The sequence below is a fragment of the Streptomyces sp. 8L genome (assembly GCF_020176795.1).
Classification (GTDB): domain Bacteria; phylum Actinomycetota; class Actinomycetes; order Streptomycetales; family Streptomycetaceae; genus Streptomyces.
On the sequence record NZ_JAIUKE010000803.1, the window covers coordinates 1 to 998 of the forward strand.

At 78.5% G+C, this 998-nt stretch carries 1 protein-coding gene; it reads right to left on the reverse strand.

The features are described from left to right. Positions 1–98: 98 nt before the first annotated feature. Entirely contained in the window at positions 99–740 is a 642-nt protein-coding gene (locus LCE31_RS38915; RefSeq protein ID WP_225022959.1) for a class I SAM-dependent methyltransferase, read from the reverse strand. Positions 741–998 lie beyond the last annotated feature (258 nt).

A 998-nucleotide genomic window follows, 5' to 3' on the forward strand; every position in this document is an offset into this window, starting at 1 on the left:
CCTCGGGGCGGCGGGCGCGGTCGTCGTCGGGGTGGTGAGCGTCGTCCGGGTTCATGGTCACAAGCGTCCACCCCCCCTTCCGTGCCCGGCCGCACGGGTCAGGCCCTGCGGAGAGCGACGAAGCCCCGTCCCCCCGCCGTCCACGTCTCGGCCGTCTCGAAGCCGGTCCTGCGCGCGTACCGGACGAGCGGCGCGTGGCCGATCACCGCCCACGGGAAGGTGCCGGGGGCGGCCGGGTCGAAGGGCCCGGTGCCGTCGTCCACCCGGACCCGCATCCGCCGGTCCACCTGGCGCCCGAGCGCGGGCGCGGCCGTCTCCACCAGAACGCTTCCCGAGGGCGCGAGGACCTCGGCGAGCCGGGCGAGCAGCCTCTGCGGATCGCCGCCGATCCCGATGTTGCCGTCCACGAGGAGCGCCGAGTCCCACGCGCCCTCGCCGGGCAGCGGATCGAAGACCGAACGCGTCAGCGCGACCCCTCCCGACCGCGCGGTGTGGGCGACGGCCGCAGGGTTCACATCGATGCCGAGCGCCCGCCTCCCCTCCGCCACGAGTGCCGTGACCAGGCGGCCGGGTCCGCAGCCCACGTCGAGAACCGCGCCCCGCGAGCGCCGCAGCACCGCCGGGTCGGCGGCGTCGGGCGCCGCACACCAGCGCTCCACGTCCATCGGCAGCAGCAGGCCCTCGGGCCCGCGCAGGAACAGCGGGCCGCCGCCCGCACGCAGCGCCTCGGAGTAGGCCATCGACCGCCACGCCGCTTCTGGGGCGGCGGCAGGCGGGGGCACCGCGGTCCGTGAACGGGCAGGCGGGCCAGGCGTGTCGGGCGTACCGAGCCGGACGCCCGCGCCGTTCACCTGGCCTCCGTGGGTGTCGTCGCGGCGCCGGTCACCCGCGCGAGCGCGGCGGCGAACCGGCTCCCGGGTACGCCCCCCCCCCCCCCGCCCCCCGGCCCGGGGGGGCGCCCCCCGGGCCACGCCGCTGGTGGAGCAGGGGGTGAACAG